Genomic DNA, 20006 nt, shown 5'->3' on the forward strand with positions numbered 1-20006 from the left:
CAAAGCCGTCACCAGCGCCCTGTTCGACTACATCGAAGGCTGGTACAACACCCGCCGCCGACACTCCACCCTCGGCTACCTCACCCCCAACGCCTACGAAAACACCATCAACCCCGCGGCCGAACAAGTAGCCTGACCACCCCACACCAACCCCGTCCGTCGAACCGGGTCAACTTCACTACAACTAGCGATCGTCGCGTGTTGGGTGGCGCCCGGTGCTTGGGGCTGGGCGCCGCCTTCGCGGTGATGATGGAGGCGGGTTCGTATGCGGGTAGTTGGCGGGTTCTGTGGAGCCCCGAGCCGGGAACGGCGTCCGGTTGGAAGCGTGAGACCTGGGCTGCCAGTGAGACCTCCACATTTGCCGCCCGATCCCATCCCCTGGCTGCCCGTCTTCCGCCCCAGTTTCGCCCTGGTCTGTCGCCGTAGGTCGCTGGTTCGGCCCCGGTTCGCTCTTCGCCTTTGCGCTCAGCTGGATCCGTCGAGCGGCCGCCGGTACGGCACGTGCCCGGCCCAGCTGGCGGGTTGTGGGGCGCCGACCGGGCCGGCTACCGGGTTGTGGTGTGCCCACTACCGAGTATTTGCGCGACTACCCGGTTCCAGCCAGGTAGTCGCGCAAATACTCGGTAGCCGACCTCGGGGTTCACCCCGACCGCCACCTCCACGCGAACCCGGCGCGATCACGCGAACCGGGCGCGATCACGCGGGCCCGGCGCGGAGCGTGCGGAACCGCCCGAGTCGACCGGCCATACCTCACCCGTCCCCCTGATAGCCCGCTGTCCTTGGCCGGGTCGGCCCGGGTCAAGGGCGCGTGCGTATCGAGCTGGCTGGCCAGCGGTGTCGACCGACCTCGAGCGCCAGCCGGGCGACCGTGGCGATCACGCGGCGAACTCCCTATCTCGCCCCCTCGCATTCACCGGGTTCGGGCGAGGTTGACGGCGCTGCTGATCAGACCGATGTGGCTGAACGCCTGAGGGAAGTTGCCGAGGAACTGTCCGGTGGTGGGGTCGATCTGTTCAGGCAGGAGACCGACGTGGTTGACGCGTGCGCAGAGCCGTTCGAAGCGTTCCCTGGCCTCGGCCAGACGACCGCTGTGGGCGAGGTTGTCCACCCACCAGAACGAGCAAAGCAGGAAAGCGCCCTCCTCCCCGCCCAGACCGTCGGGCGATTCCGCGGGTAGGTAGCGGTAGAGCAGGTCGTCACCGGCGCCGAGCCGGTCGATGACGGCGTCGACCGTCGCCATCATCCGGGGGTCGGCCCCGTCGAGGACCCGTCGCAGCGGCAGCGCCAGCAGGCTCGCGTCGACGGTTCCGGGCTGGCCAAGGTGTTCAGTGAGGTGTCCGGCGGCCGGGTCCCACGCCTGCTCGAGCAGGCTGGCGCGGATCGTGCCGGCCAACTCGCGCCACCGGCCTTCCTCACCGGCGCGACCCGTAGCGGCGGCGATGCGCGCCATCCGGTCCGCGGCCACCTGACACATCGCGACCGAGTAGGTGAACGGGCGGCCCGCGTCCCGGATCTCCCAGATGCCGTGGTCCGGCGTGCGCCAGTTGTTCTCAGCCGCGGTTGCGAGTTCGACCAGCTTGGCCCACCGCCGGTCGTCGACGATGCCGCCGCCGCGGACCCACTGCCAGGCGCAGTCGAGGATCTCGCCGTACACGTCATGCTGCACCTGATCGGCGGCTGCGTTACCCCATCGGACCGGGGCGGACCGGCGGTAGCCTTCCAGGTCGGGGTCGAGGCGTTCCGCTGTGGGTTGGGTGCCGTCGAGGGTGTAGAGGATGTGCGGTCGGCCGTCGCGCAGGCAGGCGTTCAGGACCCAGGCGAGGAAGCCTTCGCTCTCGTCGGTCAGGCCGATGCGGCGTAGCGCGTAGACGGTGTAGGCGGCGTCGCGGACCCACGTGAACCGGTAGTCCCAATTGCGTTCGCCGCCGATGGCTTCCGGCAGGGACGACGTCGGGGCGGCGACGATCGCGCCGCTGGCGTGGTGGTCGCACAGCTTCAGGGTGATGGCGCTACGCCGGACCAAGTCCTCGTACGGTCCGGTGTAGGTGATGTTCGCTGCCCACTTCCGCCAGGCCGAGGCCGTCGCCTCTAGGGCCGTGGCCACGTCGTCCGCCGTGCGGAGCCGGGTGGGTCCGGCGGCCCAGCGCAACACGAGCCCAAGACGGTCACCCGCCCCCAGCCGCACCGAACCATCGAGGCGGTCGAGTCCGTCAACGGTGAGGGTGCTGGTGAGGGTGACCGGGGTCGCAGCGCCGGGCCACCCGAGCGTGATCTCGTCTGGGCCGGCTGCCGGTGTCAGGCCGCCGCGGCCGGTAAGGCGAACCCGCAGGTCGACCTCGCCGTGCAAGACGGTGACTAGGCGTGCCAGTTCGCCGGGGCCGCTGGGACTCCCGGCGCCCAGCGCCCCGCCGGTGACCATGGCGTCGGTGATCTGCACCGTGCCGGTGTCACACCGCAGCTCGGTGACCACCACGGCGGTGTCGGCCAGATAGCGTTGCCGCACTTCCCGCAGCGGCCCTGCCGGCTGCACCGTCCAGGCTCCGCCGCGTTCTGCGTCGAGCAGTGACGCGAACAGAGCCGGTCCGTCGAAGCGGGGCAGGCACAGCCATCGGATGGAGGCGTCCATACCGACCAGTGCCGCCGTGGCGCCGTCGCCAATCAGCGCGTGGTCCTCGATCCTGGGATACCCATCGGCCGCTTCCACTGGACGGGTGAAAGGTCTGATGCCGAGGTCGAGCGTCATGTCCGCCTCCATAGCTGTTGGCCGCTGGCCTTGCTTCGGTTCGCCGCCGCTGGATCGGGTACCGCCGAATGTCTCGCAGTGCCTTGCGCCGCGTGTGCTGAGGATGAGTTAGCTCCTCAGTCCGGCGGAAGGGGCTCGTCAGATCTGGTTACATCTCGGGGCGAGGGCTGGTAGATGTCGGGAACTCCGTCTGCGTCGTAGTCGCGGGCGGCGCGTTCGTGCAGGCGGCGGTAGACCTTGTTGCGGCGGCCGAGTACAACCGCGGCGAGGGTGGCGGCGATGACCGAGCCGACGACGATGGCGACCTTGGCGGCCTCGTCACGTTCGGTGCCGGTGCCGTAGGCGAGTTCGCCGATCAGCAGACTGACAGTGAAACCGATCCCGGCCAGCAAAGAGACGCCCAGAAGATCGGTCCAGGTCAGGCCGTCATCGAGTTCTGCGCGGGTGAAACGCGCGATCAGGTACGACGAGCCGAGAATGCCGATCACCTTGCCCAACACCAGACCGGCGACGATCCCCAAAACGATCGGGTCGGTAGCGATCGTGCCTAAATCGGTGCCGCGCAGCGAGACCCCGGCGGCGAAGAAAGCGAAGACCGGTACGGCGATCCCGGCCGAGATCGGTCGCCACCGGTGCTCGAAGTGTTCCGCCATGCCGGTTTCGGCGCCGTTGCGAGCCAGCACCGGGACGGTGAAACCGATCAGCACCCCGGCGATCGTGGCGTGCACCCCGGAGGCATGCATGAGCGTCCACGCCGTGACGGCCAGCGGGAGGAGCACCCACCACCACGTCTTGCCGCGCTGCACCAGCATGGCGAAGACCGCGATCGGCAGCAGCGAGCCGAGCAGGAACAGCAGGTTGAAGTCGTCGGTGTAGAACACCGCGATGATGGTGATCGCGAACAGATCGTCGACCACCGCCAAGGTCAGCAAGAACGCCCGCAGCCCTAGCGGCAGGTGCGAGCCGATCACCGCGAGCACCGCCAGGGCAAACGCGATGTCGGTGGCGGTCGGGGCAGCCCAGCCCTGGAGGGCGGCGCTGTCGCCCAGGTTGAAAAGCACGAAGATCAACGCGGGTACGGCCATCCCACCGATCGCGGCGACGATAGGCAGCGCGGCCTGCCGCGGATTACGCAGATCGCCTGCGACGAACTCACGTTTGAGTTCCAGCCCCACGACGAAGAAGAAGATCGCCAGCAGCCCGTCACCGGCCCAGTGGGCCAGGTCGAGATCGAGGTGCAAGGACTCACCGCCCGGCCAGGGCACGAAACGTCTGACGCCCTCGTAGGCTGCTGTCCACGGTGTGTTGGCCCAGATGAGCGCCAGCACCGCACCGAACAGCAACAGAGCGCCACCGACCGTCTCCATCCGCAAGGCCTCGGCGACGAACTTGGCCTCGCGCCAAGACGACAGCCGGAACAACCGCGGCTGCGCAGACTTCTCGTCAGGATGGTCGGTCATCCAGACGCCCCTCTGCCGAAGAAATGCTTCATCGTGATCGCAGTACCCCTCGCCCCGCGCCTGAACCCCACCGAGTACATTCCGCAACTTCCGGCGGTCTGAGCGGAGCCCAGCCTCACCCTGCCCCACTTGAACCCTGCGCACGGGCGCGCTGACCGTGGCCGAGATACCAGGATCAGACTGTTGCTGTGCAACTCGCTCCGCTCCATAGAGTCGCCGCAGGTGCACGACTAGCGGAACACGGTGTGGTTCAGACCGTCGCCGCTGTACGGACCGCTACCGGCTCAGCTGTGCTCAGATGCCGGGTAGCAGCGAGTCCTGCGGTCCGCTGCTTCCCGCTGCGTACTCGCCGAGCGGCACCACATCGGCGCGCCAGGCTGCCAGTACCGGCTCCACAATCCGCCAGCATTCCTCGGCCGTGTCGCCGCGTACCGACAGGGTGGGATCGCCGTCGAGAGCGCCCTTGAGCACCTCGCCGTACGGCGGAAGGGCGCCGGGGCCGAAGTCGGCGTCCAGCGTGACCGGATCGAGGACGAACGGGTCACCGGGGCCGTTGATGTTCAGATCGATGCCGAGCCGGTCCGGCCCGAAGCCGATCCGGAGCCGATCCGGCTGCTCCCAGCCGCTCAGCCCGTCCGGAACTCGCGGCGGCTGCTTGAACGTGATCACCGCCTCCTTGCGTGTACTGGTCATCGCCTTGCCTGACCGCAGCCGGAACGGCACCCCCGCCCACCGCCAGGTATCCACCATGACCACCATCTCGGCCAGCGTCTCCGTGCCCCGCCCGGCGTCCACCCCCGCCTCATCGGCGTAGGCCGGCAACCGCCGGCCGCCGATCTCACCGGCGACGTACCGCGCCCGGCGGCTGGAGGCGGCCGGGTCGTTCCCCCACAGATGCGTGGCCCGCAACACCTGAGCCTTTCGATCGCGCAGTTCCCGGGCGCCCACCGTCGGCGGCGCCTCCATCGCCAGCAGAGCCAGCACCTGCAACAAATGACTCTGCACCATGTCCACCAACGCACCGGCCTGGTCGTAGTAGCCCGCCCGGTCCTCCAACGCGAGGCTCTCGTCGAACACGATGTCGACGCTGGCCACGTGGTCCGCGTTCAGGACCGGTTCGAGAATCCGGTTGGCGAACCGCAGCCCCAAGATGTTGAGCACGGTGGACTTACCCAAGAAATGATCGACCCGGTGAATCTGCTCCTCGGCAACCAATCCGGCCAAGTCCTGGTTGAGCTGCACGGCACTGGCACGATCGACACCGAACGGCTTCTCCACCACCAACCGGGTTCCCTCGGGCAGCCCGAGCGAGCCCAGCGCACGGCACGCCTTCGCCGTCACGGCGGGCGGCAACGCGAAAAAGATCACCACGTCCCCGCGGCAGGCGTCGAGCAACCGCCGCAGATCATCGGCGCGCGTCACGTCAGCCTGCAGATACGTCGTCTGACGCACCGTGGCCGCGACGCGCCCGCCGTCGGAAGTGGCGGCGAACGACTCGCTGACCCGCCGACGCCAGCGATCCTCATCCCAGTCCTCGAGGCCACTCCCCAGTAGGAACAACCCCGGGCCCGCGCCCGCAGCCAGCAAGCCGCTGAGACCCGGCAGTAACAGCCGCCCCGTCAGATCGCCCGTCGCACCCAGCACGAGAAGCGTCTGCTCACTGCCGCCACCACGATCTTGCGCTCGGTCCACAGGGGTAGAGATCAATCGTTGCGCAGGCCTAATCGTCATTACTTCCGATACCCAAACATCGCACTTCCACACCGGCTGCGAGGGCGGCCGACGCTCGCCGCGAGTCCACCGATACCGCCGTTGCGCACCGCGGCGGCCGTGCACCCGACGACATCATCACCTGCGCAACCACGGCTGGCGGCCGCGTGTCGACTGGTTCGGAGCCCGGCTCTTCGGGAAGTAGCTCTCCCTCGTACGTAGGGGCCTTAGCGTGCGAAGAGAAAAGCCTGGGGGACTTGTTCGTCCGGGTCGCACAGCCATTGGGCCTCGATCTCGAACCCGGCGTCCCGCAGCCAGGAAGCCACCTTGTCGGGCTGCCGGCGGTGTACGTAGACCGTCATCGGGTGGCCGCCGTACCCCTGGGTCTTCAGGCGCGAGGTGTCACCAACGTGAAAGCCGAGCTGCAACGGCCCGCCCGGACGCAGTACTCGGCGGAAGTGCGCGAAGACAGTCGGCACCTCGTCGTCGGGGATGTGAATCAGCGACCACCAGGCGAGCAGACCTGCCACCGAAGCGTCACCCAGGTGCAGCTCCGTCATCGAGCCCACCTCGAACGCCAAGCCGGGGTGGTCCCGCCGGGCCACGTCGATCATCGCCGGCGAGAGATCGATTCCGAAGGCGTCGACGCCGAGGTCGTTCAGGTGGGCGGTGACGTGGCCGGGCCCGCAGCCGACGTCCGCTACCGGCCCGCCACCAACGGCCCGCACGCGATCGGCGAACACCGCCAGAGCGGCACGAAGGTAAGGGCCGCCAGCGATGGCGTCGCGCAGGTGGTCGGCATAGCTGATGGCGACCGTGTCGTAGGAGTTTCGAGTGTCAGCCAACCAGTCGCCCGTGCTCATCACCGCACGATATCCAGCACCCCGGTCCACCAGCTGGCCAGGCACACCGCAGCACGGCGCGGGCGAGCCGGTTCGTTGGGCGCAGCGAGCTAGGGCAGCAGGGGGCGCATGAAGGTTCGGTCGTGGCGGAGGACGCAGCCGCTGGTGTCGCGGATCTGGTCGGCCTCGATGAAGTCGGGGTGGTTTCCGAACAGGGCGCGGTATTCCTCGTAGGCGGCCAGGCTCGGGAAGCTGAACAACGCGAGGGCCTTATCGCTGGCACCTTCGGACGGCAGGAAGTAGCCATGGTGAGTACCGCCGTGAGCGTTCACCAGGTGCATCCAGCGCCGGGCGAACTCCTCGAAGGCGTCCAGCTTGGCCGGATCGATGACGTAGTCCACAACACAAGTGATCATCCCCCCAACTTAGAAGCGCCAGATCGTGCCGGTTCGGGCAACGTCAATTGGCCGTCGTAGTCCGGCGGGCAAGATCGTGGAGGGTTGTCGCGTGCTCTGGACCTGGAAGTCGGTTAGCGTCGTCGCGTGGCGAATAACTCGGGAGAGCCGCAGTCCGGCCCAGGTCAGCACCAGCAGCCTGGACAGCCTCCCCCTGGGCAGTACGGTCCTCCCGGGCAATACGGTCAGCCCGGGCCCTATGGACCTCCGGGCCAGCACGGTTCGGCTGGGCATCCGGGGCAGCAGTGGCCGGGGCAGCCGCAGTATCCGAGTCAACCTCAGCAAGGTCCGTACCAAGGCCAGCAACCCCAGCAAGGCCCGTACCAGGGTCAACAGCCACATGGGCCGTATCAGGGACAAGGGCCGCAGGGGCAGCAGCCGGGTGGACCGGCGCAAGGGCCGTATCCCGGGGCGCCGCATCCGAACCAGCCGTACCCCGGCCAACCGCCGTACCCCGGTCAACCGCCGTACCCCGGTCAACCGCCCTACCAAGCCGGTCCGGGAGGTCCGCGAGGCCCAGGTGGTCCGGGCCAGGGTGGGCCGTTTTACTTGAGTGGGCCGCCGCCGCGTCCGCCCCGGCGTGGTGGTCTGATCGTTGGCCTGTGCGTCTTGGTCGCGGTAGTACTGATCGGCGGAGGCGCTGTCGTCGCCGCAGGTCTGGACAACGATGAGCCGACTACTGGTCCCACGATCACGCCCGCGACGACTCTGCCGACTCTGACGCCTACCACCGAGCCCACGACCGTCCCCGCGCCTACTTCGGCCGCACCCACCAAACCGCCGACTACCGCGCCGACGAAGAAGCCGACGACTAAGGTCACGCCGCGGCTTACGAACACCCAGATCGTTACGCGGAACAGGATCTACTTCACGGGCCTACTGCCGGCTTCACGCTGTGCCGAACCGTCGGCCCGGCCGACATCAGTTGCGGGCGTTCGGGCGTACTACACCCGGTTCCTGCCCTGCTTGAACAAGGCATGGCGTCCCGCGATCGTGAAGGCCGGCTACCGCTATAGGAGCCCCCGGCTGCTCGTGTTCGCTGGGACGACCTTCAACACTCCTTGCGGGTTGGCGTCCGTGACGGGCTACTACTGCGGTGCGACCGAGACGATCTACCTGAGCGCGGCGAAGGCGATCAGCAACTACCGCCAGTTCGACAAGGTGTGGACCCGTGCGGACATGGCTTTCACGATCGCCCACGAGTACGGCCACCACGTGCAAATGATGACTGGCATCATGGTGGCCTCGTGGGATCGCCAGTACGACCTGGCCGGCAAGTCCGCCCAGTTGGAGGAGAGCCGCCGCCGCGAGCTGCAGGCCTCATGCTTCAGCGCGGTCTTCCTCGGCGCGGACAAGGCCTACTTCCCGGTCACGGGCAACTTCGGCTACTGGTGGCGCTGGGCGATGGCCAACCGCGGCGATCAGTGGAACCCGGTCCGCGACCACGGTGACAAGAAGTGGCACGCCTGGTGGTCGATGCGCGGCTTCAACTCCAAGAACCCGGGCCTGTGCAACACCTACGTCGCCTCCAGCACCACCGTCAGCTGAATAACCGCAGCTGAAAAAGATCTGAGGCCGGTGTCAAAATCGGCCCGGTTCGTTCGACGCCTCTGTGACAGCACAGCACAGAGGGAGTTCGACATGACCGACCTGATGACCGACGACTTCGCATCCGTGACCGGACTGCTCTGCGGTGGTTTCGGTGGCACGGTGCACCTGCCGGGCGACGAGCAGTACGACGTGCAGCGCCGCCCGCTCGACCCGAACCTGGATCCGAAGCCCGCCGTCGTCGTGGAGGCCCACCGCCGCGAGGACGTGCAGTCGGCCGTCCGGGTGGCCCGTCAGGCGGGTCTGCCGTTCGCCGTTCAGGCCACCGGGCACGGCACGCGTCTACCGTCCGATGGCGGCGTACTGCTCAAGACGGGTGGAATGGCCTCCGTGCTGGTGGACCCGCAGCGCCGCGTCGCGAAGGTGGGACCGGGCGCACGTTGGGGCGAGGTCATCGACGCGGCTAAGCCGTTCGGACTGGCGCCGCTCGCTGGTTCCTCCCGTGACGTGGGTGTCACCGGCTACACGCTCGGCGGCGGGATCGGCTGGCTCGCCCGCAAGTACGGGTTTGCCGCCGACAGCGTGATCCGTGCCGAGGTAGTGACCGCCACAGGCGCGGTTGTCGTCTGCAGCGCGAAGGTACGTCCCGACCTGTTCTGGGCGATCCGAGGCGGCAGTGGCAACTTCGGCGTCGTCACCTCGCTGGAGTTCCAGCTGTACCCGGTGGCGAGCGTGTACGCCGGGATCGCCTACTTCGGGATTGACCGGGCTAAAGAGACCTTGGAGCTGTACCGCACTTGGAGCCGGCAAATCCCGGACGAACTGAGTACGGCCATCACCCTCACCAACAGGCCCGACGGAACCCGGGCGATGGCTATCAAGGTCATGTACGCCGGTGAGGCCTCTGCGGCGGAGGAAATCCTCAAGCCGCTGCTGGAGGTGGCAGGCCCGGTTCGAGAGGGTGGCTACCGCCAGATGGCGTTCGGCGATGCGCAGATGGGTGGAACCGCTTCAAGGCACCTCGACCTCTTGAACGAGCTCCCCGACGAGAAGGGCTTCGACGTACTCCTGGAGCTGGACGCGACGGTGGAGATCCGCCACTGGGGTGGCGCGATGAACCAGGGTGAGACGCCCGTAGGCCACCGGCAGGCGCAGTACTCGCTGATCATCGACAAGGTGGTTCCAGGCCTGCCCAGCACGGGCAGGACGTTCTTGAACTTCCTGTCGGATCCGGCCCGCACGGCCTCGTCGTTCACCGAGGAGAACTACAAGCGGCTACGGGAGGTCAAGCGGGCCTACGACCCCGACAACTTCTTCCGGCTGAACCACAACATCCCGCCGGCCTGACGAGGTTCAGCTGGTTCCGGCGTTGCCGTACACGGTCACGTGCACGTGGTCGAAGTGGTTCGCGGTGGCGCCACCACGGTCCTCCATCGGCCGCCAGCCTTCGCTGCTGCGCTCGACGGTCCAGATCTTCTGCTCCCAAAGAACCTCGCTGACGCCGAGTTCCTTGTGGTGCGAGCGGACCCAGGCGGCGATGTCGTCGCCGGTCGAACCGGTGACCATGATGTCGAGCGCGCGGCCGACGCCGTGCTCGCCACTATCGCCGGAGCGAACGCCGCCGTACGACGAAACCGACGGGAAGAGCGCGCAGACGGCGCGGTGCACGCGGATCGCGTCGGGACGCAGACCGTCCTCGACGCCGCTGCCGTTCTTGCACGGCGCGGCAGAGATCCCGCCCGCGGTGTCCTCGTCCTCATCCTCGGGAGGCGGCATCTTGTCGGCGAGGTACTCCGACTTCACCCAGAGCGATTTCTTGTCCTTGACGATCTCGGCCCACTCGCCGTCCTTCTTGCCGGTGACGGAGACCTTGGTGCCGGCGGTGAGCACGGTCAGCAGTGAAGCGGTCTCGTCGGGCGCGAGCCGGACGTTGAGGTTGACCGTGACGTACTTCGTACCGATCGGCTTGGGAGCCTTCGGCGGTACGGGTACGGCGGCACGGGTCGGCGTGGGCACGGTCTTCGCCTTCGCCAGCGGCTTCTTGCTCGGCTTGGCCGTCGGAGTCGGCTTGAGCGTGGGCCGCGGCGCGTTCCGGCTGGTTCCGAACTCACGGTCCGGTACGACGATGGCGCTGATCGGAGTGCTGCTCTCGGCCAGCGGGAGGTCTTGCGGGGTGTCCGGCCGCGTCAGCGCGAAGGCGATACCGCCACTCAGCGCGAGAGCCAGACCAGTTGGTACGGCGATTCGGACGATCCGGGCTGCCAGGGGCTTCGCGGACACCTGCTTATGTCGCGCGTGTCTGTGGCGTGCCTGGGGCACAACGAATCACCTACCTGCCGTCAGGGTCCCGTGAGGGGTCGAGACCAAACCGTTATCGATCGCGATGAGTCAAGCACACCTATGGGCAACTCCTCACCTCCGCCCCACCGATTTAACGGACTGTGTACATCCGGCCACGTCTGATCCGGGCCACAACGGGAATGCCGCGGCGCTCGGCAGCGGTCAGACGGCCGAAACGATGCGTAGTTGCCGGCTCGCGGACGGTGTAGCTCCCCGCCTGGCTGGAGCGTGCAGGAGCGGCAGCGCAACCGCTCAAAGCGGCCAGCTGAGGTTGAAGCAGGGTTGAGGTGCATGCCCGTGGGCACTGGGATGGTGGAGTCCACCGTCGATCCCCGCCCTGGTGGGCCGAACATCTATAGGAGGATTCATGCTCGTCCTCGGACTGATCCTGTTGTTGCTTGGGATCTTCCTCAACATCTCCATCTTGTGGACCATCGGCGTGATCTTGCTGGTGGTCGGTGCCGTGCTGTACTTGCTCGGCGCAACGGGCCGCGCCGTCGGCGGCCGTAAACATTGGTACTGAGCAGGAACCTCGGGGAATTCGTTGGGGCGGCGACCAGGTGGTCGCCGCCCCGCGGCATGTCCAAGCCCGCCGCACCCGAAGCGCGTCCGAAGGCCCGTCGCTGTCGATAAGACCTCGGCAGAGCGGGAGTCTCAGCTCACCGTGATGGTCAGGTACCGGTAGAGCGGGCTGTTGTCCAAACCAGCGCGCACCAGCGACAGCCGAACCTTGTACGTGCCCTTGGCCGTCGGCTTCCAGTAGCGCGCGAAACTGCCGTCAGCGTTGGACGGGCCGGAGGACAGCGTCCAAACCCAGGACGCGCCGTTCCAGTAGTCCGTACGAGTCTGCACCGTGCCGGGGAAGACCGTGCCCGAGACCTTCCAGTACGCCCCGACCTTCGCGTACGGCGACGCGGACAGCGTGGGCACCGCCATCAAGCGATGGGCCGTGCGTACGTACGACGTCCTGGCCGAGCTGTACGAGGCCGTCTTGGCCGTCTTCACGTAGAACCTGGTCGTCTGGGTGAACGGGATCAAGGCCCGGAAGCGCCCGTTCGTATCGCTGGTGACGTTGGCCAGCACCTGCTGGTCGTTCACGTGCATGACCTGAACCACCCGCCCGGGACTCGGCACGAGCCCTCCGGTCGAGGTGTAGCGCTGCAGGGTGCCGGTCACGACGGTGTTGCCCTTCCCGGTGACCGTGGCCGGCTGAGCGACGGTGATGACGCTTTGCCGGACCACCTTGAAGCGGTAGCTCAACGTCCGCACGCTGGTGCCGTGCTGGAGTTTCACGATCTCCCAGGTGCCGAACCCGTCAGCCAGCGGCACGGTGAGGAACCCGTAGACCGTGACCAGCGGCGGACTCCCGGTGCCACCGCGGTGGTCCAGCGAGACGACCGTGCGATGGCTGCCGTCGATCTTCTGTACGGTCGCGAGCGTTCCCTCGCACGGGTAGTCGACCGGCAGCGGCAGTTCAATGCCGAGCTGCAGGTCGTCCGCACCGATGGCCGGCGGCTCGGTGAGTGGGAATCCACCCGCCCAGACACCTTCGTGCGGTGTTTCGCTGATGCAGAGGTCTTCGGCGGTAGCGGCCGAGGCCGGGCCGGTCACCCCTGCGGAGAACAAGAGAACGGTTATGGCGACAGCGAGGCGTCGGCGCATCAGACACACTCCTTAGTGGATGAGCGCACGGACAGCGCGCTCATCCACTTGATGCGGCGATTGGCCGGGAAGTTGTCACCGCGGTGCGACTGACCGAATGAGGGGCTCGACATCCGGCCCGAAACGTCGAAAAATCGGTTTCGGCCTCGACGTTTTGTCAAGAGGCGCTCACCGAGGGCCTGCCGACACGTCAGGATGGTGCCGTGAAGTACATGCTGCTGATCTACAGCAACGCCGAGAGCTGGGACTCGCTGTCCGCCGAGCAGCGGGACGAGTTCGCGCGATCGCATGCCGAGCTTTCGGCCGAACTCGCCGAATCCGGCCAGCTGGTCAGTTCGGCCGGGCTGGCCGATCCGATCACGACCACAACCGTGCAGGTGCGCAATGGCGCGCGCACCACCACGGACGGGCCGTACGCCGAGGCCAAGGAACATCTCGCCGGGTTCTACCTGATCGAGTGCGACGATCTCGACCAGGCGATCGCGTATGCGGCCCGCCTGCCCGACGCGGAGTACGTCGCCGTCGAAGTCCGGCCTGTCATGGTCGACGCAGGCTTGGAGATGTGAGCGGGCCCGGAGAGATCGAGCACCTGCTGCGCGAGTTGGCGCCGCAGGTGCTCGGCGCGCTTGTCCGGCACTACGGCCACTTCGATCTGTGCGAGGACGCCGTCCAGGAGGCCCTGCTGGCGGCGGCGTTGCAATGGCCGAAGGAGGGTGTGCCGGAGAGCGCCCGCGGCTGGCTGATCCGGGTGGCCTCGCGGCGGCTGATGGACCAGTTGCGCAGCGAAACCGCCCGCCGCAAACGCGAGGAGTCGGCCGCGAACCTCGCCGGTCCGGACGAGTTGGTTGCCGCAGGCCCGGATGTCGACCGTGTCGACGACGGTGACGACACGTTGACGCTGCTGTTCCTTTGTTGCCATCCATCCCTATCGGCCGCGTCTCAGATCGCCTTGACCTTAAGGGCTGTCGGCGGTTTGACCACCGCGCAGATCGCGCACGCGTTTTTGGTGCCTGAGGCAACGATGGCGCAGCGCATCAGCCGCGCCAAGCGCAGCATCAAGAACGCCGGCAGTACCTTCGAGATGCCGCCGGAGGAAGAGCGCGACGAGCGGCTCGGTGCCGTACTGCACATCCTCTACCTGATCTTCAACGAGGGTTACACCTCGTCGTCCGGTTCGGAACTGCACCGGGCCGAGCTGACCGCCGAGGCGATCCGGCTGGCGCGTGCGGTGCACAAGCTGCTGCCCGATGACGGCGAGGTGGCCGGTCTGCTGGCGTTGATGCTGCTCACGGACGCCCGTCGCGCGGCCCGGACCGCGGTGGACGGCTCGCTGGTGCCGCTGGCCGACCAGGACCGCTCGTTGTGGAACACCGAGGCCATCGTCGAGGGCGAGGCGCTGGTCAGCGACGCGTTGTCCCGCACGAGGCTCGGGCCTTACCAGATCCAGGCCGCGATCGCCGCCGTGCACGCAACCGCGCCCAAGGCCGAGGACACCGACTGGCCGCAGATCGTCGCGTTGTACCGGGTCCTCGAACAGGTTTCGGACAACCCGATGGTTCGGCTCAACCACGCGGTCGCGGTGGCGATGGCCCGCGGGCCGAAGGCGGGCCTGGCGCTGTTGGAGCCGCTCGAGTCCGATGGCCGCGTCGCCACGCACCACCGTCTCAACGCCGTACGGGCTCATCTGCTGGAGATGGCCGGAGAGACCGAGGCGGCGAAGGCGGACTACCTGCTGGCGGCTCGCCGTACGACGAGCATGCCCGAGCAGCGCTACCTCCAGGAGCGGGCTAGCCGGCTTTGAGTCCCGCCGCGCGGGCGTCGATCAGCTCGTCCCAGTGATCGTGGGCCCACTCGCAGGCGGCGTTGATCGGCCCGAGCAGGCTGTGGCCGAGCGCGGTCAACTCGTACTCCATCCGGCGCGGGTGGCCCACGAACTCCGTCCGGCGAACGAGGGCCGTCGCGTTCGAGCGTGCGCAGGGATCGCGTCAGTACCTTCGCGGTGATTCCGCGCAGCGGCACCCGTATACCTCCTGAAGGCCGGCGCAGCTATGCGCAGCACACTGGGAAGCGCGGTAGACAATAGTGTGTGCCGCACTGTACTGTCTTGGCCATGGCCGATGCCGAAGAACTGATCCTCAGTCAGGCCCAGGAGCTCCGTCGCGGGACGGTCGTACTGGCCTGTCTCGCGCTGCTCGAGGAGCCGCAGTACGGCTACGCGCTGCTCGTGACGCTGAACGACGCCGGCGTCACGGTCGACGGCAACACGCTGTACCCGTTGCTGCGCCGCCTGGAGAAGCAGGGCCTGTTGACCAGTGACTGGAACACCGACGAGTCGCGGCCGCGGAAGTTCTACCGCGTCACCCCGGAGGGCTCGCTGGTGCGGGCCGGCCTGGTGCGCGAGTGGGAAGACCTCGTCGCCTCGATCGCCCGACTGACCAAGGAGAACCGATGAGCGGGAACACGCTGACCGATCGCTATGTGCACGAGGTGGTCCGGCGGATCCCGGCCGACCAGCGCGCGGATGTCGCCGACGAGCTGCGCACCACCATCGCCGATACCGCCGACGCGCGGGACGAGGCCGACCCGGCGGCCGCCGAGCGCGCGGTCATCACCGAGATGGGCGACCCGATCCGGCTCGCCGCCAAGTACGCCGATCGCCCGCTGGCGCTGATCGGGCCCGGCCTCTACCCGGCGTACATCCGGCTGCTCAAGCTGCTGCTCACCACCGTGCTGCCGATCGTGGTCGCGGTCCTGGTGGTGATCGAGGTGCTCGACACCAACGACGTGGGTTCGGCGATCGGCGCGGCGATCGGTGGTCTCTTCGCGGTCGGCGCGCAGATGATCGCGTGGCTGACGGTCGTGTTCGCCTTGATCGAACGCAGCCAGCAAGGCGGACTGGCCGCCTCCACCGTGGACCAGTGGACGCCGGACGACCTGCCCGAGCTGCGGCAGACCGAGAAGCGCGACCACGGTGCCGCGGCGGCCGTCGGATGGAACGCGCTGGTGATCGCGTTGATCGTCTGGCAGCACACCGCCGAGCCGTACCGGGCCGGCAGCGACCGCATCGAGGTGCTCGACCCGGCGCTGTGGTCGGGCTGGATCTGGCCGATCCTGATCGGCCTGGCCGCGATCGTCACGCTCGACGTCATTCGCTTCGCCACCGGCCGGAGGTCCATGCTCGACGCCGGGCTGTACACCGTGGCCCAGGTGGTCTTCGCCCTGCCGCTGGCCTGGATCCTGTGGCAGCAGCAGTTCTTCAACCCGGTCTTCCTGACCCATTTCAACAACGGCTGGACCACGCCGGACGCGATCTACACGATCTCGGCCATCGTCGTACTGCTGGTCAGTGGTTCCGAGATCATCAGCCGCTTCCGCGACACCCGAAGCCAGAGCTGATCGTGGGAAGCGGGCCCGCCGGCCGTCCCCTGTAGCGGTCGGCGGGCCCGGCGGTGGGTGCCGCCACTTGGTAAGGCGACGCGAGACGGCCATTCGTCACGGTGACCCGCGCCACACCGCCGTACCGGAGTCGCGCGGGTTGGGCGGGTGTGCCAGCGTGGGGTTGTGGATCTGACCAAGGCGACGCTGCTGCGCGAGATGCTGACCGGTACCGAGCTCGGCAGCCGCACCACGCAGTTCGCGTACTCCCTGCGCCGGTTCACCACCCGGCCGCGCGGCCTGATGTTGTTCGGCCCGCGGGGTGACGAACCGTGGCACCTCACCGCTCACCTGGACGACGAACTGCACCGGGCCGGTGTCGAGGATCTGCGCCCGTCCCTGGTCCGCTGGGAACCGCCGCCCGACGCACCACCCCATCTGGCGATCGGCCTCGACCGCCTCGCCGACGCGGGCCGCGGCGAATCCCTGCTGGTGGTCAGCGAGGACACCCCGCACGAGCGACTGCTCGAACGCATCAACGACGTACGCCGCCGCGGCACCACCATCTTCAGCATCGACAACGGCGACAAGGACCTGGCCTCCCTCAGCCACGAGTCACTCGTGCCCGAACTCCTCGTGCCGGACGGCATGGGCAGCGGCTGGATCCGGCACCAGGTGGCCCTCGAATACGACCCCACCGTGCCACAGCCACCCGCCGACGAAACCACGCCGGAACCGAGCGCCGTACCGGACGAAACCCTGCAGGCCGTCCGCGAAGCCGTCGCCGGTTTCGAGATGACCCAGCACTTCGTCAGCCTCGCCGTAGCCGACGAAGACGCCTCCAACCCCCGCTGGCGCCGCCGCCTCCGCACCCTCATAGAACGCCTAGGCGGCGACCCCGGCTAACACCGTCACCATTTCGCCGGCACGCCCCGCCCAGCCAACATCGCGGACGCCAACCGCGCGGCACCCGCCCATCCGCCCGACCTGGTTCGTCCCTCGCTGACCGCCCAACGATTCTTTAGGAGTCTGCTGGACGTTTTCACGGCGAAATTTTGTCCAGCAGACTCCTAAAGAATCGTTGGTCGCCGTGGTCGCCGTGGTCGCCGTGGTCGCCGTGGTCGCCGTGGTCGCCGTGGTCCGGTTCGCGGTTCTGGCGGGGGAAACCGATCCCTGGCAGGGCTATTGCCCTGCTCGGAAGCCGTTGGGGTGGCCGGCTCCCGCAAGGTGTCCCTGGTGATGCGGCTCAGCGCGCCGGCGGGGACGCCGTACGTCCAATGCCGGCCTGCCGCCCCGATACGCCCACCTCCCTGCGAGTGGACGCGTGCACCCGCGACGACGCGTGCACCCGCGACGACTCGGGTGGATGCGACCACTCGGGTGGATGCGACGACTCGGGCGGATGCGACGGCTGGGGCGGATGCGACGACTCGTGCAGAGGCGACCGTTCGCTGGTGGACGCGACGACTCGTGTCGAAGGCGACGGCTCGCGTGCGTCGTGGTGGGTGGGCGTTAGAAGGTGAGGGTGACTTTTCCTGCCAGTCCGCCTTGGGCGAAGCGGTGGTGGGCGGGTTGGATGTCGTGGATGCCGAAGGTGGAGTCGACGCGGGGTGAGACCGCTCCCTGGTCGACGTATTCGGCGAGCGTGCGGAGGCCGGGGCCGTCCTCACGGACCTGGTTGACCGTGGTGCGGATGTTGCGGGCCGAGAGGTCGGGGACCGGGCCGGCCTGGGTGGCGACGGACGCGTACCGGCCGCCGTCGGCTACGGCGTCGGTGACGAAAGCGCCAAAGGTGAAGGCGCCGAAGGTGTCGAAGACCGCGTCGTAGTGGTGGTGTGCCAGGGCCGCCGGGTCGGTGGTGGCGAAGTCGGCGCCGTGGCTCTTGGCGAAATCGAGATGGGCGTCCCGGGCGACCAGCGCGTCGACGAGTACGCCCCGCGCTGCGGCGAGCTGGAGGGCGAGACCGCCGACCGCCCCACCGGCGCCGGCCACGAGCAGCCGTTCGCCCGGTGACGTCGCCAGCCACTTCAGTGTCTGCAGAGCGGTCAGCCCTGGGAGCGGCAGGGTGGCTGCCTCGACCAGGCTGATCGATTCGGGCGCCGGTGCCACCGAGTCCGCCGGTAACGCGACGAGGTCCGCCCAGGTGCCGCGACCCGTGTCCAGCTGGTGCGACATCGCGATCACGCGTGCGCCGACGGCCAGGCCGCTCGCTCCGCCGTCGAGCACGATTCCGGCCAGGTCCCAGCCGAGGGTGCTCGGCAGCGGCGGCACTCCCGGGCCGAACGTGCCGGACCGGGTCTTGTCGTCGACCGGATTGATACTGGTCGCGATCACGCGGATCAGCACCTCCCCGGGGTTCGCCTTGACCTCTGCGACGCCCTCAACCCGCAGGACCTCAGGTCCACCGAAGCGGTCGATCTGGATGGCGCGCACGAACGATCCTCCCCTCAGTCGACAGTCACCGTTCAGGTCCAACCGCGCTCTCGTCAGGTGCATTCCTCCGGGCAACGCTTCGCTGGGAGAGCATCCACGTGGCCGGAACGCGGTGTGCTTCGCCGGAAGGTGGTCCGGAGACGGCGGAGGGTCAGGCGTAGGGCGGTGGGAGGGGGTGGTTCCGGCGGGAGGTCGTCGGAGTAGAGGCGGCGCTGGTTCTCGGCCACCAGGTGGCGGTTGACGGCGAGGTTGAGGGGATCCATGGCTTGCCTCCGACGTAAAGGGTGGCGCCCCGGGTGGGCGCTTCCCTCGTAGATCGGAGCCGGTTCGTGGCCCTCGACATTTCGAAAGGCGGGTGGTCAGCCTTGGGTGGAGGTGCGGACGATCAGTTCGGGGGTGAAGGTGAGACGTTGGTGTTCGTGGTCGGGATTGGAGGCCTCGTCCAGCAGCAGTTCGGCGGCGGTTTTGCCGAGCAGCTGGCGCGGCTGGCGGACCGAGGTGAGCGGTACGGCGGCGGCCTCGGCGAATTCGATGTCGTCGTAGCCCACGATCGCCAGGTCCCCCGGAACACGCAGGCCGAGCCGCACGCACTGCTGGAGCAACCCGAGGGCAAGCAGGTCGTTCGCGCAGAAGGCGGCGGTAGGACGCCGGCTCGCGGGCAAACCGGCCAGCCGCTCCCCGGCGCCACGGCCTTCCGCGACGGTCAGGGCGGCGGTGGGGATGTCGATCAGATCCTCCGCCGGTAGACCGGCCCGGGCCATCGCCTGCTGGGCGCCCGTACGGCGGTCGACGACCTGACCGATGTTCTCCGGACCGCCGACGTACGCGATGCGGGTGTGGCCGAGTTCCACCAGGTGGCTGATCGCGACGTCGCCACCGAGTACGTCGTCCACGGAGACCGAGCAGTGCGACAGATCCTCGGCGGCGCGGTCGACCACGACCACCGGCGTCCCGCGATTCGGCAGGTTCGACAGCCGGTCGGACGCCGGATCGACCGGCGTGATCAGCACACCCTGCACGCGTTGTTGCTCCAGCAGGTCGAGGTAGTCCGCCTCGCGTCCGGCATCGTCGTTGCTGTTGCACAGGACAACCGAAAGCCCAGCCTCGCGCGCGGCTTCTTCCACTCCACGCGCGACATCGGTGAAGAACGGGTTGCCCGCGTCAAGCATCAGGTAGGCCAGGATCCGGCTCTTGCCCGATCGCAGCTGCCGCGCCGATTCGTTGCGCACGAATCCGAGTGACGCCATCGTCTGCTCGACCTTGGCGCGGGTCTTCGGGCTCACGGAGTCGGGTCGGTTCAGCACGTTCGACACCGTGCCGAGGGAGACGCCCGCGGCGGCGGCGACGTCCTTGACCCCGGCCGCGCCTTTACCCGGGCCGGACCCGTTCGTGCGTCGCGCCATCTGTTCTCCTCCGCCGACCGGGTCAATTTTGAAAC

The 20006-nt window shown here is 68.1% G+C and carries 21 protein-coding genes; 10 read left to right on the forward strand and 11 right to left on the reverse strand.

The features are described 5' to 3' along the window. Positions 1–136: IS3 family transposase (locus ACFFGN_RS35425; protein ID WP_380057734.1), on the forward strand; the 136-nt coding region annotated here is incomplete at its 5' end. Between the two features lie 774 nt (positions 137–910). Here the strand turns inward: ACFFGN_RS35425 and ACFFGN_RS35430 are convergent. The 5 genes from ACFFGN_RS35430 to ACFFGN_RS35450 all read right to left on the reverse strand — a co-directional run bounded on the left by ACFFGN_RS35430 (position 911) and on the right by ACFFGN_RS35450 (position 7171). After that, positions 911–2743 carry a glycoside hydrolase family 15 protein gene (locus tag ACFFGN_RS35430; protein ID WP_380057441.1) on the reverse strand — a complete coding sequence of 611 codons (1833 nt, stop codon included), beginning with the start codon at positions 2741–2743 and terminating at the stop codon, positions 911–913. Between the two features lie 116 nt (positions 2744–2859). Next, positions 2860–4203, reverse strand: a complete 1344-nt coding sequence (nhaA, locus tag ACFFGN_RS35435; RefSeq protein ID WP_380057444.1) for a Na+/H+ antiporter NhaA — start codon at positions 4201–4203, stop codon at positions 2860–2862. A gap of 294 nt (positions 4204–4497) precedes the next feature. Beyond that, a complete protein-coding gene (locus ACFFGN_RS35440; RefSeq protein ID WP_380057448.1) occupies positions 4498–5895 on the reverse strand; it encodes a glucose-6-phosphate dehydrogenase in 1398 nt (465 codons plus the stop codon). Positions 5896–6140: 245 nt separating this feature from the next. Then, complete coding sequence (locus ACFFGN_RS35445) at positions 6141–6776, reverse strand: class I SAM-dependent DNA methyltransferase (protein WP_380057451.1); 636 nt, start codon at positions 6774–6776, stop codon at positions 6141–6143. An 89-nt stretch (positions 6777–6865) separates the two neighbouring features. After that, complete coding sequence (locus tag ACFFGN_RS35450) at positions 6866–7171, reverse strand: NIPSNAP family protein (RefSeq protein WP_380057454.1); 306 nt, start codon at positions 7169–7171, stop codon at positions 6866–6868. A gap of 91 nt (positions 7172–7262) precedes the next feature. On the opposite strand from ACFFGN_RS35450, the gene ACFFGN_RS35455 reads away from it, so the two are divergent. From ACFFGN_RS35455 to ACFFGN_RS35465, 3 genes are all read left to right on the forward strand, one after another. After that, positions 7263–7763, forward strand: coding sequence for a hypothetical protein (locus tag ACFFGN_RS35455; protein ID WP_380057457.1), 501 nt, complete (start codon positions 7263–7265; stop codon positions 7761–7763). 56 nt (positions 7764–7819) lie between these two features. Then, positions 7820–8758 (forward strand): neutral zinc metallopeptidase, encoded by a 939-nt coding sequence (locus ACFFGN_RS35460; RefSeq protein ID WP_380057459.1) that lies wholly within the window; start codon positions 7820–7822, stop codon positions 8756–8758. Positions 8759–8851: 93 nt separating this feature from the next. Then, positions 8852–10105, forward strand: a complete 1254-nt coding sequence (locus ACFFGN_RS35465; protein WP_380057461.1) for an FAD-binding oxidoreductase — start codon at positions 8852–8854, stop codon at positions 10103–10105. A 6-nt stretch (positions 10106–10111) separates the two neighbouring features. Here the strand turns inward: ACFFGN_RS35465 and ACFFGN_RS35470 are convergent, their stop codons facing one another. Next, positions 10112–11038 carry an SH3 domain-containing protein gene (locus ACFFGN_RS35470; protein ID WP_380057464.1) on the reverse strand — a complete coding sequence of 309 codons (927 nt, stop codon included), beginning with the start codon at positions 11036–11038 and terminating at the stop codon, positions 10112–10114. A 427-nt stretch (positions 11039–11465) separates the two neighbouring features. On the opposite strand from ACFFGN_RS35470, the gene ACFFGN_RS35475 reads away from it, so the two are divergent. Continuing rightward, complete coding sequence (locus tag ACFFGN_RS35475) at positions 11466–11621, forward strand: DUF6131 family protein (protein ID WP_380057467.1); 156 nt, start codon at positions 11466–11468, stop codon at positions 11619–11621. A 131-nt stretch (positions 11622–11752) separates the two neighbouring features. Here the strand turns inward: ACFFGN_RS35475 and ACFFGN_RS35480 are convergent, their stop codons facing one another. Further along, complete coding sequence (locus tag ACFFGN_RS35480; RefSeq protein WP_380057469.1) at positions 11753–12760, reverse strand: hypothetical protein; 1008 nt, start codon at positions 12758–12760, stop codon at positions 11753–11755. Positions 12761–12972: 212 nt separating this feature from the next. Between ACFFGN_RS35480 and ACFFGN_RS35485 the strand changes: the two genes are divergently transcribed. Both ACFFGN_RS35485 and ACFFGN_RS35490 read left to right on the forward strand, forming a co-directional pair. Further along, complete coding sequence (locus tag ACFFGN_RS35485) at positions 12973–13326, forward strand: YciI family protein (RefSeq protein ID WP_380057737.1); 354 nt, start codon at positions 12973–12975, stop codon at positions 13324–13326. After that, positions 13323–14561, forward strand: a complete 1239-nt coding sequence (locus ACFFGN_RS35490; RefSeq protein ID WP_380057472.1) for an RNA polymerase sigma factor — start codon at positions 13323–13325, stop codon at positions 14559–14561. Before ACFFGN_RS35485 ends, ACFFGN_RS35490 begins: the two co-directional genes overlap by 4 nt. Here ACFFGN_RS35490 and ACFFGN_RS35495 read toward each other — a convergent pair. Further along, positions 14548–14673, reverse strand: a complete 126-nt coding sequence (locus tag ACFFGN_RS35495) for a hypothetical protein (protein WP_380057475.1) — start codon at positions 14671–14673, stop codon at positions 14548–14550. The genes ACFFGN_RS35490 and ACFFGN_RS35495 overlap by 14 nt on opposite strands. 197 nt (positions 14674–14870) lie before the next feature. On the opposite strand from ACFFGN_RS35495, the gene ACFFGN_RS35500 reads away from it, so the two are divergent. From ACFFGN_RS35500 to ACFFGN_RS35510, 3 genes are all read left to right on the forward strand, one after another. Further along, positions 14871–15212: a PadR family transcriptional regulator gene (locus ACFFGN_RS35500; RefSeq protein ID WP_380057477.1), complete on the forward strand. Its 342-nt coding sequence runs from the start codon at positions 14871–14873 to the stop codon at positions 15210–15212. Further along, the gene (locus ACFFGN_RS35505) at positions 15209–16156 is read left to right on the forward strand and encodes an HAAS signaling domain-containing protein (protein WP_380057480.1); all 948 of its coding nucleotides are present in this window, start codon (positions 15209–15211) and stop codon (positions 16154–16156) included. The genes ACFFGN_RS35500 and ACFFGN_RS35505 overlap by 4 nt, the downstream gene beginning before the upstream one ends. Positions 16157–16321: 165 nt before the next feature. Beyond that, a complete protein-coding gene (locus ACFFGN_RS35510) occupies positions 16322–17041 on the forward strand; it encodes a hypothetical protein (RefSeq protein WP_380057483.1) in 720 nt (239 codons plus the stop codon). Between the two features lie 606 nt (positions 17042–17647). Here the strand turns inward: ACFFGN_RS35510 and ACFFGN_RS35515 are convergent. The 3 genes from ACFFGN_RS35515 to ACFFGN_RS35525 all read right to left on the reverse strand — a co-directional run bounded on the left by ACFFGN_RS35515 (position 17648) and on the right by ACFFGN_RS35525 (position 19971). Beyond that, complete coding sequence (locus ACFFGN_RS35515; RefSeq protein ID WP_380057486.1) at positions 17648–18568, reverse strand: NADP-dependent oxidoreductase; 921 nt, start codon at positions 18566–18568, stop codon at positions 17648–17650. Between the two features lie 53 nt (positions 18569–18621). Next, positions 18622–18831 carry a hypothetical protein gene (locus ACFFGN_RS35520; protein ID WP_380057489.1) on the reverse strand — a complete coding sequence of 70 codons (210 nt, stop codon included), beginning with the start codon at positions 18829–18831 and terminating at the stop codon, positions 18622–18624. Positions 18832–18927: 96 nt separating this feature from the next. Then, complete coding sequence (locus ACFFGN_RS35525; RefSeq protein ID WP_380057492.1) at positions 18928–19971, reverse strand: LacI family DNA-binding transcriptional regulator; 1044 nt, start codon at positions 19969–19971, stop codon at positions 18928–18930. Between the last annotated feature and the right edge of the window lie 35 nt (positions 19972–20006).

Origin of the sequence: Kribbella deserti, from assembly GCF_042434725.1 — a bacterium.
GTDB lineage: Bacteria > Actinomycetota > Actinomycetes > Propionibacteriales > Kribbellaceae > Kribbella > Kribbella deserti.